10 protein-coding genes are annotated in these 13,850 nt (G+C 45.7%); 8 read left to right on the top strand and 2 right to left on the bottom strand.

Annotated elements, in window-relative coordinates; translation table 11 throughout:
- Positions 1 to 71: 71 nt before the first annotated feature.
- From RIG27_RS12030 to RIG27_RS12020, 3 genes are all read left to right on the top strand, one after another.
- Complete coding sequence (locus RIG27_RS12030; RefSeq protein WP_446345389.1) at positions 72 to 965, top strand: ABC transporter permease; 894 nt, start codon at positions 72 to 74, stop codon at positions 963 to 965.
- 180 nt (positions 966 to 1,145) lie between these two features.
- Positions 1,146 to 4,253, top strand: a complete 3,108-nt coding sequence (locus tag RIG27_RS12025) for an NACHT domain-containing protein (RefSeq protein ID WP_446345475.1) — start codon at positions 1,146 to 1,148, stop codon at positions 4,251 to 4,253.
- Positions 4,254 to 4,976: 723 nt separating this feature from the next.
- Positions 4,977 to 5,366: a hypothetical protein gene (locus RIG27_RS12020; RefSeq protein ID WP_446345387.1), complete on the top strand. Its 390-nt coding sequence runs from the start codon at positions 4,977 to 4,979 to the stop codon at positions 5,364 to 5,366.
- 55 nt (positions 5,367 to 5,421) lie between these two features.
- Here the strand turns inward: RIG27_RS12020 and RIG27_RS12015 are convergent, their stop codons facing one another.
- On the bottom strand, positions 5,422 to 5,856 hold the full coding sequence (locus RIG27_RS12015) for a peroxiredoxin (RefSeq protein WP_446340654.1): 435 nt from the start codon (positions 5,854 to 5,856) through the stop codon (positions 5,422 to 5,424).
- A gap of 373 nt (positions 5,857 to 6,229) precedes the next feature.
- Between RIG27_RS12015 and RIG27_RS12010 the strand changes: the two genes are divergently transcribed.
- The 4 genes from RIG27_RS12010 (at position 6,230) to RIG27_RS11995 (ending at position 8,655) form a co-directional block, all read left to right on the top strand.
- A complete protein-coding gene (locus RIG27_RS12010; RefSeq protein ID WP_446345384.1) occupies positions 6,230 to 6,640 on the top strand; it encodes an Npun_F0494 family protein in 411 nt (136 codons plus the stop codon).
- Between the two features lie 61 nt (positions 6,641 to 6,701).
- Entirely contained in the window at positions 6,702 to 8,198 is a 1,497-nt protein-coding gene (gene cobQ / locus RIG27_RS12005; RefSeq protein WP_446345382.1) for a cobyric acid synthase CobQ, read from the top strand.
- 21 nt (positions 8,199 to 8,219) lie between these two features.
- Positions 8,220 to 8,459, top strand: a complete 240-nt coding sequence (locus tag RIG27_RS12000; RefSeq protein WP_446340657.1) for a 2Fe-2S iron-sulfur cluster-binding protein — start codon at positions 8,220 to 8,222, stop codon at positions 8,457 to 8,459.
- On the top strand, positions 8,443 to 8,655 hold the full coding sequence (locus tag RIG27_RS11995) for a hypothetical protein (protein ID WP_446345380.1): 213 nt from the start codon (positions 8,443 to 8,445) through the stop codon (positions 8,653 to 8,655). Before RIG27_RS12000 ends, RIG27_RS11995 begins: the two co-directional genes overlap by 17 nt.
- A 77-nt stretch (positions 8,656 to 8,732) precedes the next feature.
- Here the strand turns inward: RIG27_RS11995 and RIG27_RS11990 are convergent, their stop codons facing one another.
- On the bottom strand, positions 8,733 to 12,476 hold the full coding sequence (locus tag RIG27_RS11990; protein WP_446345377.1) for a right-handed parallel beta-helix repeat-containing protein: 3,744 nt from the start codon (positions 12,474 to 12,476) through the stop codon (positions 8,733 to 8,735).
- Positions 12,477 to 12,760: 284 nt separating this feature from the next.
- Between RIG27_RS11990 and RIG27_RS11985 the strand changes: the two genes are divergently transcribed.
- Positions 12,761 to 13,696 carry a Uma2 family endonuclease gene (locus RIG27_RS11985; RefSeq protein WP_446345375.1) on the top strand — a complete coding sequence of 312 codons (936 nt, stop codon included), beginning with the start codon at positions 12,761 to 12,763 and terminating at the stop codon, positions 13,694 to 13,696.
- The last annotated feature ends 154 nt before the right edge of the window (positions 13,697 to 13,850 follow it).

The following is a 13,850-nucleotide window of genomic DNA, read 5'->3' as shown; positions in this document are numbered from 1 at the left end:
ATGACAAATGACAAATGACGAATGACAAATGACGAATGACAAATGACCAATAACCAATAACAAATAACATTATGAGTGGAACTGTAACACCATCAAAACCGGAAATTAATTGGCAACCCGACGTGGTAAGTCAAGTCCCTGTCAGCGACAAAGCAGGTGTCGGTGAATTTGTCCAAGAAACCTTGGCACTCACTAAACGCTTGTTTATCCAATTACAACGACGCCCATCTACATTAATCGCTGGCGTGATTCAGCCGTTGATGTGGCTGATTCTGTTTGGGGCGTTATTTCAAAATGCGCCAAAAGGACTCTTTGGTGAAAGCTTATCTTATGCCCAATTCTTGAGTGCTGGTGTAATTGTATTTACCGCCTTCGCTGGTGCGCTCAATGCTGGCTTACCGGTGATGTTTGACCGGGAATTTGGCTTTCTGAATCGTTTACTTGTTGCACCTTTGGTGTCTCGCTTCTCCATTGTTGCTGCATCCGCTATCTATATCGTCGCCCTCAGCTTTATTCAAGCCGTGGTGATTGTCGCCGCCAGTGCAGTGATGGGGGCGGGTTTTCCTAATATAGCCGGACTGGGTGCGATCGCGCTGATTGTTTTCTTGCTGGTAATCGGGATGACAGCATTAAGTTTAGGACTCGCCTTTGTGCTTCCGGGTCATATTGAACTAATTGCCGTCATTTTTGTCACCAACTTACCCCTGTTATTTGCCAGCACTGCCCTAGCGCCGCTATCCTTTATGCCAAAATGGTTACAGCTTGTCGCCAGTCTCAATCCCTTAAGTTATGCGATTGAACCGATTCGCTATCTCTACCTCCACAAGGCTTGGTCTTTAGGCAGTGTTGTCATGGAAGCACCTTGGGCTTCAATTACATTTGGCGGGGCTATTTTAGTCCTGTTTGCCTTTGCCGCCGCCGCGTTAGTTCTGATTAGTCCATTGCTACGGCGTCGATTTGCCTAATAGCATTAAAACTTGTAGGGTGGGCATTGCCCACCCACTTTAATAGGACTTACGCAAAGGCTCGATATGTAGGGTGCGTTAGCGAAGCGTAACGCACCGCAAGCCACCATCTGTGGTGTAGCTGCGTAAGTCCTGTTTAATTTAAATGTTAAACATACGTTTTCTAGAGGAATTAGCAGCATCGTGGAACTTTGGACAGCGCTAGGCGTTTCTATCCTCAACGATTTACTCTTAAAAGACATCCTCCTGAAACTGGGGAAAGAAGCGTTAGAAGACTATGTAAAAGATTTTTTCAAAGACTGCATTAAAACCGGGGTACAATCTGCCCAACCCGATATCCTGAAAAAAGCGCTGGGTGAGGCTTTACAGCAATTTCTCAAACTCATCGAATATGAATTACTCTTCTATGTCACCGAAGCCGAAGTTCGAGACAACTATCAAATAGTAATTGAACGGTTTATCAAAGACGATGACGTTAAACCCCTGTTAGGAAAAGCCTTTGAAAAAGATTGTCGCGCCATCGACGACAATCAATTAAGGACAATTTGGGTGCAGCGCTATTCACCTGATATGCCAACTGGGTTTAACTGGGAGGAGATTACCAAACCCTATCTCAAAGAAGTTAAAAGCATTGTCCGCAATTCGCCAGAGTTAAAGGAACTGTTAGAATTAGAGATTCTGGAATCTATTGAACAACAAGGGCGAGAAAATGCCGGAATTCCTCCCGATTTTAATCTAACCAAATATCAAGAAGGCTTACGGGAACGCTACAGCAACTTAAACCTATCCAGTTTAGACACAACAGGCTGCGCCTATAACCAACTGAAACTCTGGCGACTCTTCATCCCGCAAAATGTGCGACAAGTTCATCAGGGATTACCCCAAGTCTATGAACTCCCCAAAGAACATCAACGGCGACTGCGAGAAAGTCATCTACTTGACGGGGATGTGTCTCTGGAAGAGTTAACCGAATATAAACAGGTTTATTCTCAACAGTCAATTCGTCCGATTGGGGAAATTATTAACGATAAAGATAACTATCCCTATCTGGTGATTCTCGGTGATCCGGGTTCAGGCAAATCTACCTTGTTGCAATATTTGGCATTAGATTGGGCAAATTCTACACCGAATGACGCCAGTTTACAGCCGATTCCTCTGCTGATTGAATTACGCACCTATATGCGGAATCGCGATGCGGGACAATGTAAGAACTTCCTGGAATTCTTCCATGATAGCAGTGGGATTGTCTGTCATCTGAATCAGCATCAACTGGTGGAACAGTTAAAAGCCGGAAATGCTTTAGTCATGTTTGATGGCTTGGATGAGGTATTTGATCCGGGGAAACGGGAGGATGTGATTACCGATATTCATTGCTTCACCAATGATTATCCTGATGTGCGGGTAATTGTTACGTCTCGTGTGATTGGCTATAAACCGCAGCGCTTAAGAGATGCTCAGTTTTATCATTTTATGTTGCAAGATTTAGAGGAAAGTCAGGTTAAAGAATTTATTACCCGTTGGCATGATTTAACCTTTACGGATCAAGTAGATAAACAGAGGAAGCGAGAACGGCTGCAACGGGCAATTGATACCTCAAAAGCGATTCGCGAACTGGCTGGGAATCCCTTATTGTTAACCATGATGGCAATTTTAAATCGTAATCGAGAATTGCCCAGAGATAGACCTGAATTATACAACCAAGCCTCGCAGGTGTTGCTGTATCAATGGGATGTAGAACGGGCGTTAGTCGAACATCAGCAGTTAGAGATTCAAACGATTGATTATAAAGATAAGCAGGCGATGTTGCGTCGGGTGGCTTATCAGATGCAAGCAGCGGAGAAAGGCTTGGCGGGTAATCTGATTGCGGCGGATGAGTTAGAAGGAATTTTGACAGAGTATCTGAAAACGCTAGATATCAATAATTCTAGGGCGGTGGCGAGGGTGATGATCAAGCAACTGCGGGAACGGAATTTTATCTTATGTTTCATGGGGGCAGATTATTATGCCTTTGTGCATCGGACGTTTTTGGAGTATTTCTGTGCCTGGGAATATGTTTGGCAGTTTGAGAAGGAACGAACACTTTCTCTGGAGGAGTTGAAAACAGAAGTTTTTAGCAAGCATTGGCAGGATGAGTCTTGGCATGAAGTGTTACGGCTGATTGTGGGGATGATTGAGCCAAAGTTAGCTGGTGAGATTCTGGATTATCTGAGGAATCAGCCGGGGGAAGCGGAAAAGTTTATTAATGTGTTTCTAGCGGCGGATTGTCTGTCTGAGGTGAGGAATCGTTTGGTTATCGTATCGACAGCGAATCAATTACTGAATCAGATTAAGGGGTTAATTCAGTATGACTTACCTTATTGTTACGAACATTATGGAGAGGATTTCAAATTAGTTCGGGAAATTCGCAGCCAAGCGGTTGCTGCCATTGCGACAACCTGGCATGATTCTCCAGACACTTTAGCTTGGCTGAAACAAAAAGTCGAATCTGATGACGATGAAAATGTGCAACTTTCAGCCATGCAAGAATTAGCCAGAGGCTGGAAAGATGACCCCACTACCTTACACATTCTCAAGCAAAAAGCCCAATCTGATGAGAATTGGGTTGTGCGAGGTGCAGCAGTGCGACAACTAGCCAAAGGCTGGCATGATTCCCCAAAGACTTTACCTATCCTCAAACAAAAAGCCCAATTTGATGACGATAGGTATGTGCGACGTGCCGCCGTGGAAGAAATAGCCAAAGGCTGGAAAGATGACCCAGATACCTTACCTTGGCTCAAAGAAAAAGCCCAATCTGATGACGATTGGTATGTGCGACGTGCAGCAGTGCAAGAATTAGCCAAAGGCTGGAAAGATGACCCAGACACCTTACCGATTCTCAAACAAAAAGCTCAATCTGATGACGATGGGGATGTGCGAGATGCCGCCGTGGAAGAAATAGCCAAAGGCTGGAAAGATGACCCAGATACCTTACCTTGGCTCAAACAAAAAGCCCAATCTAATGACGATAGGAATGTGCGATATGCCGCAGTGCAAGAAATAGCCCAAGGCTGGAAAGATGACCCATGGCTATTTGAATTATTACGCGATCGCGCCCTCAATGATCCCTTTGTGCGAGAGGAAGACTGGCAAGACAATCCTCGGCAATTAGCACTTGATATCATTATCAAACAATATCCTAACCATCCCCAGACTCTACCCTTGCTGCGCGACAGAGCCGAAAATGATCCTGATGATAAAGTTAGGGAGTTTGCCCAGAAAAAATTGGCACAATTAGTGTTAAGTTTGTAGGGGCGGGTTTCACTGCTATCGTTTGAAATGGTGCGTTACGCTTACGCTAACGCACGATGGCGTCGTGGCACACCTTAATTGGTGGATTAGAATTGTAGGGGCGCAAGGCTTGCGCCCGGTTTAAACGTCAAATCTATTCCACAATTTTAGCTGTGTCAGTCCACTACACCCGCCCCGACTCAGGTATCTAGACTTCCTGTTAAAAGAAAGGGCGATCCGATAAAATTAAATTGACACAGTTGTCAATTTGTGCAAGCGGGTCGCCCCTACCGGGAATTAAAAGAGCGATCGCTCTCGAAACGTGTTAAGAAAGATATGGGTAATGATAGCGATCGGGAAAAAATCCCAGATAAAAATAATTAGAGGCGCTATAGTAGGGGCACGGCACTGCCCATTGGTATCAACTTAAGGTGCAAACTAATACTGACAAGGTTTTAAGCTGTGTCTGTCTACTCCTTGACATTTTCCCCCTCATCCCCTAACCCCTTCTCCACCCCCCTTCCCCCTACAAGAGGGGGGAGGACAGAGGATGCTTCGCTTTTGTTGCATGGGAGAAGGGGAACCGGACTCTCTTGCTCCCCTCTCCCCGGCGTGGGAGAGGGGCTGGGGGTGAGGGGTTTAGCTTAAGTTGACACGGATGAGCACTGCCGTACCCTTATCGGTAGAACTACCGTATCCTGATGGAAATCTAATTATAATTTCTAAAAAAAAAGGTTAATTGCCATGAAGATCAGCACCCTATTGACTCCGGCACTCACCTCAACCCTGTTCGCTTCCCTAGGGTTAGGAGTGGTTGTTAGCATATCAGCCATTATCCCTGAATCCGCGATCGCACAATCAACTGAACGGGTGAATCCCCTAGAAGATATAAATAATCGCCAAAATGAGCGAGATTCACTTACGGGAACAACGGGTAACAGTGGCTTTAATGTCTTTGATTTTATCCATCGCTCCCGTTTAGGCGTTGATTCTGAGGCGTTTAACAGCGAACTGGATCAAAACTTAGACAATGCCACGCAAGAGTTCCGACAGCTACAACGAGAACGGTTAAGAAATCAACAGCCCGTTCAACCCAATAACCCCTCGACTCCGGCTGGGGGAGGCATTAGATAACTGGAAGTACAACCGTCCTGAAACCATTCCCAGGCAAAGCCTGGGAACAAGGCGGCTAGCTCATGCTAGCTAGGATATCCTTAGCATGGGAATCGGTTTTCACCTTCTCATCAACATAAGTGATCGTACCTTCACCATTAATCACATACGTGACGCGCTTGGAGTAACCGCCGCCTTCAACATCATAAGCTTTGGTAATCGTGCCATCCGGATCAGCGAGCAATTGGAAAGGCAAACCATACTTCTCCTTAAATTGCTTATGGGATGTCTCATCATCCATGCTCACACCGAGAACAACCATATCTTTGCCTTGATATTCAGCATAGTTGTCCCGGAAGCTTTGGGCTTCTTTGGTGCAACCTGGAGTATCGTCTTTGGGATAAAAATAGAGAACTACTGTTTTTCCCGCCAAGTCGGACAGGGAAACGGTATTCCCTGCATCATCTTTAGCAGTAAATGCCGGAGCTTTATCGCCAACGCTTAAAGCCATAAGTCTTTTTCCCTGTGTGTACTACTTAACTATTCTTCATCCTACTACGGATAATCGGTGGATTCGATTGAAAAAGTTGGTGTGTAAGGGAAGGGAAGTTTGATGAGAAATTCCTTCAGGACTTACACACAAACGCCATTTATGGTAGGGGCACGGCAAAGAAGAGCCCCTACAGGTAGCGCATGTGCTCAGGTCGCCCTCTCCTTTGAGGTTAAGATAAAAAGAAGCGTGACAGACATTTTATCAATTCACTGGCGAAGAATCCCAGCGCCAGATCAATGGTGTGGGGCTTCTCACGGATTAAGCTAATCCAGTTGCAGTCAACTACCCCACCCATACACAACATGGAGGAGGTATCCAGCAGCGAATCACGATGACATCCATTTCCTCTGAAAAAGCCCAAACGGTTCACTATCCAGAGCGCACCATTAAACGCGCAGAACTTGCGTTGCGCTGTCTGCCCTTCCAGTTAACCTTGTATAAGAAGATGCGTTCTACCAGCGTTTCCCTACTCGCGATCGCGACGCAAAAAGGGATAGAACAGGGCTATACTAAAAGTCCCTTATCCGAGTTGGCAGCCGAACGTGATTTAATCTGGTTGATTCAAGTCGGCGTTTTGCGACGAGAAGTTGATGGTCAAGGTATTACCGACAGTTTTCGTCTCACACCCTTGGGTCGTCAACTGGTGGAAAAATGGGCAAGCCTAGGCGAGTCATTGCCCCCGCCATCCTTGTGGGATCGCATCGCTCACGCCTGGAACCGTTGGTGGCGATTGCCAATTTAAATTCATAGTCGCAGGGTTGCTTCTATTCGTGCTGATTACCCGATAACTCTTAACCCGCTTTATGAAATCGCTGATGGTAGTGGGAACAACCTCCCACGCAGGAAAATCGTTTATTGTTACCGCCTTGTGCCGTATTCTTTCCCGGCGCGGTTGGCGCGTGGCTCCCTTTAAGGGACAAAATATGGCGCTCAACGCTTATGTCACCCCCAATGGCGGCGAAATTGGACATGCTCAAGCGGTTCAAGCTTGGGCGGCTGATGTGACGCCCTGTGTCGAAATGAACCCGATTTTACTTAAACCCCAGGGGGATATGACCTCTCAAGTCATTCTCATGGGTCAAGTGGCGGGTAAAGTCGGCGCGGCGGATTATTATGAACAGTACTTTGATCGGGGTTGGCAAGCGATTCAAGAGTCGCTGCGGCGTTTGAGTCATGAGTTTGATTTTGTCGTGTGTGAGGGTGCAGGGAGTCCAGCAGAAATTAATCTCAAACACCGCGACTTAACCAATATGCGGGTAGCGAAGCATTTAAATGCACCAACGTTACTTGTAGTAGATATTGATCGCGGCGGCGCATTTGCTCATATTGTTGGGACTCTAGAACTCTTAGAACCGGATGAGCGAGCTTTAATTAAGGGTGTGGTGATTAATAAATTTAGAGGACAGCGATCGCTCTTAGAATCGGGAATTACTTGGCTCGAAGAACGCACCGGAATTCCTGTTATTGGGGTAATTCCCTGGATTAATGAGATCTTTCCTGCCGAAGACTCTTTAGCATTACTAGATCGCTACAATAAGAGAAAACGGGATAGTGAATTAACGGTGGCGGTAATTCGCTTCCCTCGCATCTCTAACTTTACCGACTTTGATGCCCTCGAAGCGGAATCAACGGTCAGTGTCAAATATTTAACACCGAATCAATCCCTCGGCTATCCCGACGCCCTGATTTTGCCGGGGACAAAAACCACGATTAGCGACTTACTCATGTTGCATAAAACAGGCATGCTCGAAGAGATTAAAAACTATGCCGCTGCTGGGGGTACCGTTTTAGGGATTTGTGGTGGGTTTCAAATGCTGGGTCAAACCCTGCTTGATCCCGATGGTATTGAAGATGAACCGGGACAATATCAAGGATTAGGATTATTACCGATCAAAACCATAATTACCGCCAGAAAAGTGGCACGTCAGCGCCTAGTCACCTCTAACTATCCTCAAGTCGGTTTACCTGTCGCTGGTTACGAAATCCATCAAGGGCGTTCTCGGCTGATTGACTCAGAAACTACGGATAATAAGTCTGCCTATCAACCCCTATTTGATGACCCCGGTTTAGGGTTAGTCGATATCACTCAATCGATTTGGGGAACCTATCTCCATGGTTTATTTGATAATGGTCCCTGGCGACGGGCGTGGTTGAATCAACTGCGACATCAACGTGGACTTGCGTCTTTGCCAACGGGTATTCCGGACTATCGAGAGCAGCTCGAAGTGGTTTTGAATTCCTTAGCCGATAGCGTCGAGGCTCATTTAGATTTAAGCACTATTATACCTAACTTGGGGTGAGTTAATCACTAAAACCTGTTCATGAGTGTTACCATTCGATTTTTACCCGATGATGTCACCATTAATGCAGAAGTAGGAGAACCGCTACTGCAAGTGGCTCAACGCGCTGGCGTTTTCATTCCCACAGGATGCCTCATGGGTTCCTGTCACGCTTGCGAGGTTGAAATTAACGACGGAGAAACGATTTGTGCCTGTATCTCGGCTGTACCACCGGGTCAGGAACAGCTTACGATTAATCTCTATAGTGATCCATTTTGGTAAGTTTTGGTCATTGGTCATTGGTCATTGGTCATTTGTCATTGGTCATTGGTCATTGGTCATTGGTCATTGGTCATTTGTCATTGGTCATTTGTCATTGGTCATTTGTCATTGGTCATTTGTCATTGGTCATACTCGCTTTCATCGAGAAGCAAGCTATAGCAAGTCGCTCTGGTGTATTTACAACTCTCGTACCTGAAACTGAGTCCAGATGGGATGTTCGTACAAACAAAGTGTAACTAGACCAGCGCGAAGCGCTATACGTCATTTGTTGAATTAAGGACAAGCTGTTAGAGTTGTCAGATTGTCTAAAGAAAAAGAAGAAGATGGCAATATGACCGAATTATTCGGGGTATTGTTGATATTAAGGTTTGCCAAATCGACAACCAAAAATGTCCCACCGAAATTATTTAGCAAGTACCCCGTACTGGAGAAATCCTCTAAACTTGTATTATCCTGCAAGTTTAAGCAGAATGTGCTAGGAGGCGTGGCGCTCGCATGGAAATTAACATCGCCACTGTTTGATAAGGTATTCCCCTGAACATCAGCAATTATCCGGCTATCGACAACAGTCTGGATAAAAATGTTCTGAGACAGACTATTTTCAACAGTGTTGTCCGTAAGGGTAATCTGTTGAGTGCTACCGACAGCCGCTAAGATGTTAATCCCTTGCTGACCACTATTCGTAATCCTATTCTGTGTAACGGTTAACTGTTGCGTGCCACCATTGGCTGTCGCTAGATTAATACCCATTTGATTATTATCGTCGATCAGGTTGTTGCTAATCGTCCCATTTTCCAGTCGGGCATTGTTCTCCCCAAAGAAGCCAAGACGCAGGTCAATTCCTTCATCCCCATTCCCCCGGATAGTATTCTCTGAAATGGTCAGATTATAAACAATTGCAGTATTATCCAACGCCATAGCAATGCCATCCCCTCGAACGGGTGAAACACCGCCATTATTTTCCAAGGTATTTCCGGTAATTGTCACAGTGTTAGCTACGGCATCTCCACTAAAGCTTAAGAGAATAGCATCGTTAAAATTATCGCTAATTTGATTATTATTAGAAATGCTTAGATCAACTTGCCCGGTTGTGTTGACAACCGCGATACCTTGTCCAGTCGGTACAGTCTCACCATTGGGTAATTTAATGTCCCGATCCGAACCCGTATTGGTAATTGTATTATTTGCGATCGCGACGGTTCCAGTCACATTATTTAAGGCTATGCCTTGATTGGTTGCTTGACGAATTGTATTTCCCTGAAACGTCAAACCACCCAGATTTTGCCCAAAAATACCACTGTCTTGGGCATCGATAATCGTGAATCCGGAAATTGTGAATTGTCCGCTGGGTGAATCTGTCAGTTCAATGCCAAAATTTGGAGTAGTAATTTCACTGCCTTGATTCGCGGCAATTGTCACCGTCCCTGTGACATCATTTATTGAGATACCATGGGTATCATTGACGGGATCAAGAATTGTAATAGTGCTATCGGTTATCTCCACTGTACCCGTTACAGTGTCCAGAGAAATGCCTCCTGTCGTCGAATTAGAACTAATTAGCGTACTATTCGCGATCGCAAGATTATTTACCTGATTTCCCTGGAACGCAGAACCCCCAGCGCTGCTAACTTCCAGTCCCGAAAGCATTACAGTATCTGTCGCATTTTCTAACAAAATTCCGGCGACGCCATTAGTAGCCGTAGTAATCTGACTCCCTTCATTAGCGTTAATATTGAGCTTGCCACTAATATCTGTGGCTGAAATACCATTTTCAGTCGGATTCGTCACTGTAATCGTGCTATCGCTAATATTGACCAGTCCACTCACTTCATTGAAACTAAGTCCATGCTGGTTAGAATCAATACTGGTTAAAGTACTATCCACAATCTCTAGATTATTAATCCGATTCCCTTGAATCACTGCTCCTACGGTACTACTAATCGTGAATCCAGACAGTCGTACTGAACCCATCGTATCCTCAACTAACACACCTGAAGTTCCTGCTGAAATCGTCGTGATTTCACTCCCTTGATTAGCGGCAATCGTCAGCTCACCTGTTACATTTCTCAGTGCAATCCCTTGTTCAATAGGATTCACCACGGTAATTGGACTATCACTAATATTAACCACGCCGCTGACTCCATCAAATGTAATGCCACTGGTGTCAGAATTACGGCTCGTTATACTACTATCCATTACCTCGATCCTGTTAACAGTCGTACCCTGAATAGCGGCTGAACCTGTACTACTCATATCAAGCCTAGCCAGCGTCACAGAACCGGGAATATCCTCTAGAAAAACTCCGGCGTTTCTCGTCGAAGCTGTGGTAATTTCACTCCCCTCATTCGCCATAATAGTGAGACTGCCATTAACGTTAGTTGCAGCAATACCATGTTGACTAGGATTGGTCACCGTAATGGTACTATCGCTAATATTAACGACACCGTTGACTCCATCGAATTTAATTCCATCAGTGTCGGACTCTCGGCTAATTAAGCTTCCATCTGTGACTGTAATATTATTAACGTTTGTGCCAATAATAGACGCTACTCTATCCCCGGTAATCACACTATTGGTTAGAGTAATTGTCCCGGTTATATTTTCTAGCCAGACACCAGCTTGTGTCGAACTTGTAATCTGAGTATCTCGAATCTCAGCATTACTAATATTAATTGCTTCAATACCGGAACCCTGAGCATTAGTAATGGCAAACCCGGATAACACCGTATCATTGCCCATCGTTACCGTACCCCCAATCTGGGGAACTGTTCCACTCCCCGACTGAGGTAACGGAATGCGACCAAATGTTACCGTTTCAATCTCTTGTACTGGCGCTGTAGACAAAACCGACACACCATCAGGAATCGTAAATCCCGGAATTTCAGGCGGCGTTGTTCCTTGCACATATACAATCTGATTCGCCTGGGCTGCATTCAGCGCTTCTGCCAGAGTACCAAAGGGATTTTCAGCCGTTCCATTCCCCCCAGTTGCTTGTAAGTTTACCTGCTGGAAAAAATAAGGTTCACCTGTTAATGGGTTCGTCGCCTGAATAGTCGTGGATTCCTCGAACGGTTCCCCAACATCAGTTTGTCCATCGACGGTAATACTTGCAGTACGCATCACCGATTCCCCCATTCGCGCCCAAACTGCATTTCCTTCCCGTTTCCCAGCCGCCGGAGTTCCGCCCCAACTTGCTCCCAGATTAAACAGAACATTTGTACCAAATAACTCATCTTCTTGAAACGCCACACCCAAATTCAGATAATTGGTGGGACGAATATCCAGGCGAAGTCGCCACCCCAAACTCCCCTCTGTACCCGCAGCATCATAATAATAAAGTCCTGCATATCCTCGCAACTCACCCGTTGTCCCCCATTGCGCCAATCTCGCCCCAGCTTCCAGATCAACCCCAGTCATCGCAGCTTCTAAATGGCGCACTTCCTGACGTTCTCGTCGGGCTTGTTGGACTAAAAAGTGATCCTGGAAGAAAATATCTGTCAGTTGTAATCCTGTATCAACAATTCGTTCTTCAACAACTTTGCGAGTATCTCCAATCGGCAGATAACCATTCACCCGAACATCCCAAATTGAGCCTAACGTTTCCAATCCGATGCCCAATTGATGAAAGGTCGTTTTACCTGTATGACGATTATCATACGCCAGATACCCACCAAAAATACGGTTAGCTTCTGGGGTGTAAAAACGATGTCCCAAGAGAATATTACCGCCCCAGTTTGCCGTATTATCGAGCAGCAACTGTCCTTGAATAAACGTCAGTGTCCGACCCGGAGTTTGTAGCAAGGGAACAAAGCCCTCAAAGCGGGTAAAGCCGTCGTAGCCAGCACCTGAGGTGTTATAACCAATACCTACGCGGGGGGTAATTCTCAAATCCGATGCTGATCCGAGTGGGGTGTCCGAGTCCCCGTTTAATTCTTGGGCTTGGGTGGCGGTTGATATAATACTTAGAGTAAAGAATAATGCATACCATAAAAAATACAGGTTGCCTATTTTATGCATAAGTGGTGGCTCTCAGAGTCTGACATTAAATCGACTCCTTTCTTAGCATAAATTTTCTCAAGTTAGGGTGATCGATATCTGGCATGACGAGGCTTGGGGATTAAATATAGTAATAAAGGTGCGTGGGTGTATGTCAACGCAAGTAGGTTAAACCCTTGGAACGAAACCAAACGAGAGCGGGTGAGCGCTTCCAGGTGCGTTACGCTTTGCTCTCCGCACGATGGCGGCGTGACCCAGCTAAAATGATGGAATAGATTTTATAGTAATCAATACCTCACATCATCATGATTCGTCTGCCCACCCAATCCAATCCCCCAGATTCTCCCCGGCAAACCTTGCCGACAATGTATGATTTACCTAGTGATAATCCGGAGGACCCTGGATTGCCCGATGAGTTTCACTTTTTTCAACCCCTTTTACTGCTTTTAACTTTTCAACCAACGAATTGGAATTGGGAGCAGGTGTTTTCTGCCTGCGATTTGAATCTGTATTACGATGTTAATCATACTCACTGGTACAAGCGTCCCGATTGGTTTGGCGTTGTGGGGATTCCTCGCTTGTATGAACAGCGAGATTTGCGCTTAAGTTATGTGATTTGGCAAGAAGAAATTAGTCCCTTTGTCGTGGTGGAGTTATTATCTCCGGGGACGGAGGATGAGGATTTTGGACGGACAATACCCCAAGCCGGAAGTCCACCGACAAAATGGCAGGTGTATGAACAGATTTTGCGGGTACCGTACTATGTGATTTTTAGCCGCTATACCTTGGAATTGCAAATCTTCCATTTAGTTGAGGGGAATTATCAACGGGTGAATTTAACTGATAATCGGTTGGTCATACCCGAATTAGGGTTAAGCTTGGGATTATGGTCAGGACGGTTTCGTGAGATTAACGGACGTTGGTTGCGATGGATGACGCCTTCCGGCGAGTTGATTCCCACGGATAATGAGCAGGCTGTATTTGCTGAACAACGGGCAATCGCCGCCGAAGAACGCGCCCAACAGGAAGCTGAACTCGCTCGATTAGCTGAAGAACGCGCCCAACAGGAAGCTGAACTGGCTCGATTAGCTGAAGAACGCGCCCAACAGGAAGCTGAACTCGCTCGATTAGCTGAAGAACGCGCCCAACAGGAAGCTGAACGCGCACAATTAGCTGAAGAACGCGCCCAGCAATTGGCGCAACGGTTGCGAGAATTAGGTATTGATCCAGATAATGTATAGGGCAAGATTAGCTGTCGTGCATTTAAATTGGGTATGAGTAGCGAGCTTTCCGGCTCGCACACCAATGATTTCGCCATTGATGAATGTTATGCTCCTCGTATTCTGGTGGGCATTTAAATTGGGTATGAGTAGCGAGCTTTCCGGCTCGCACACC

This window comes from Coleofasciculus sp. F4-SAH-05, assembly GCF_040222985.1.
GTDB classification, from domain to species: Bacteria; Cyanobacteriota; Cyanobacteriia; order Cyanobacteriales; family Coleofasciculaceae; genus Coleofasciculus; species Coleofasciculus chthonoplastes.
This window is presented reverse-complemented; position numbering and strand designations above follow the sequence as displayed.

Excerpts from the sequence above, each read along its gene's own strand:
- RIG27_RS12000 (WP_446340657.1), top strand. The coding sequence starts at position 8,220 with ATGAGTGTTACCATTCGATTTTTACCCGATGATGTCACCATTAATGCA.
- RIG27_RS12020 (WP_446345387.1), top strand. The coding sequence starts at position 4,977 with ATGAAGATCAGCACCCTATTGACTCCGGCACTCACCTCAACCCTGTTC.
- RIG27_RS12030 (WP_446345389.1), top strand. The coding sequence starts at position 72 with ATGAGTGGAACTGTAACACCATCAAAACCGGAAATTAATTGGCAACCC.
- RIG27_RS11985 (WP_446345375.1), top strand. The coding sequence starts at position 12,761 with ATGATTCGTCTGCCCACCCAATCCAATCCCCCAGATTCTCCCCGGCAA.
- cobQ (WP_446345382.1), top strand. The coding sequence starts at position 6,702 with ATGAAATCGCTGATGGTAGTGGGAACAACCTCCCACGCAGGAAAATCG.
- RIG27_RS12010 (WP_446345384.1), top strand. The coding sequence starts at position 6,230 with ATGACATCCATTTCCTCTGAAAAAGCCCAAACGGTTCACTATCCAGAG.
- RIG27_RS12015 (WP_446340654.1), bottom strand. The coding sequence starts at position 5,856 with ATGGCTTTAAGCGTTGGCGATAAAGCTCCGGCATTTACTGCTAAAGAT.
- RIG27_RS11990 (WP_446345377.1), bottom strand. The coding sequence starts at position 12,476 with ATGCATAAAATAGGCAACCTGTATTTTTTATGGTATGCATTATTCTTT.